The organism is Pseudomonadales bacterium (assembly GCA_013215025.1).
Lineage (GTDB): Bacteria > Pseudomonadota > Gammaproteobacteria > Pseudomonadales > DT-91 > DT-91.
In genome coordinates, this window is the sequence record JABSRR010000333.1 from 1 (window position 1) to 1678 (window position 1678).

Here is a 1678-nt window from a genome sequence, read left to right on the forward strand (position 1 = left end):
AGGATAATGCAGGAGCTATTATCGAGAATAACCATTCTCTACAATCAATGCCTTGCCTCTAAGCCTTTTAATTCTCGCTGAGTGGGAAGAAACTTATTGGAATTGGTATTACATCCACTTTATATAAAAAAATGCTCAGCTCTAATCGTACAGCTAATTTTAACATAAGATGTTGTTTTTATTAAGTAAAACGCCTAACAAGTTCAGGCACGTATCGGCAGCAAGCTGCCTCGGACTCGCGTTGCTTCGCACCGCAAGCCCGTGCTAAAGGCGTTAAATTCTTTGGAATGTCATGGAAGAAATTCAATATAAGTTAAACAAAGCTATATCTGTCAGTGAATTTACTGAATTGTTGCATAGGTCAGGACTTGCCGAAAGAAGACCAATAAATGATCACGATTGCCTTCAAGGTATGTTGAACAATAGCAACCTATGCATAACAGCTTGGTCTCAAGAAAAATTAATTGGGATAGCACGTTGTGTCACAGATTTTCATTACTGCTGTTACTTATCAGATTTAGCGGTTGACCAAGCCTATCAAAAAATGGGTATAGGCAAAGCATTACAAGTTAATGTCCAAAGCCATTTAGGCATTAAATGCAAACTTATCCTAATTTCCGCGCCTGCTGCAAATGACTATTATGGCAAAATAGGGTTCACAAATAATAATCGGTGCTGGATTCTAAATCGTGATCAGAGCATCAAAATTTAACAAGTCAAAGCATGCCGCTATGCTGGACTGTCAAAAATGTCACTTAAATTGCTACCGCAATTATGTGCCAATTTTGTCAGCCCATGTTTGAGGCGTTAAGTGTATGGAAGAAAATTACATATTACCAAGTGAGTTAATCATACTTTTTATAGTTTGGTATTTGCCACCTATATTGATATGCACAATCATACAAGTCTGCCATTTCAAAAATAAAGGCTTATTCAATTCATCAAAGTATAAAACTTTATTTGCAATATTTAGTACTCCAATGATTTCAGTGATAATTGGAGTATTATTACTTCCTATTCAAATTCCTAGGTGGCTTAGTGCATCTAATGATTTGTTCATCCTACCCTTAGCTTTCATTATTGTTTTTACAGTCGGTTTTATATTTTCAATCTGGGTAGTAAAGTATAAAAATGTACACACTTAACAAGGCCAAGCACAACAGGACTTTTAACTCCGCACACAATTTTGCATGGCTGCGCCATTTTATGCAAAATGGTGCGCTACATTAAAAGCCCGTGTTGGCGGCGTTAAATTTTAAGGAAGAAAAATTGGAAGTCTGTAATAACATTTATAGCGATGTTTTGAGCTACATATATTATGGATCTATGCTTCTAATCATATTAAGCATAAACCTACAATTTAAAGGTTTCGCTTATAATGAATCATTTACAGCAATTGCAGAGGCAAAAAAGACAAGCATTAGAGAGGCAATAAAAGTAACCTTTTCTAAAAAATACTATTCAGAGAAAGGGCTAAAATGGCGAATGTTATTTGGTGTAACATTAATTCTCAACCTTGTTTCTCTAGCTATTTATCATCTGGAACCATTCTGTGTTCAAAAATAAATTTAACAAGCGCAAGCACAACAGGACTGCCAACTGCTCGCGTCTTTTGCATGCCTGCGGCATTTTAATGCAAAAGCCACAATCAATTGTCAGCCCGTGTTGCGGGCGTTAT

Annotated in this window: 1 protein-coding gene; it reads left to right on the forward strand. The window is 36.2% G+C overall.

Annotation, left to right across the window (positions count from 1 at the left end):
• Positions 1-292 precede the first annotated feature (292 nt).
• Complete coding sequence (locus HRU21_13415; protein NRA43282.1) at positions 293-712, forward strand: GNAT family N-acetyltransferase; 420 nt, start codon at positions 293-295, stop codon at positions 710-712.
• The last annotated feature ends 966 nt before the right edge of the window (positions 713-1678 follow it).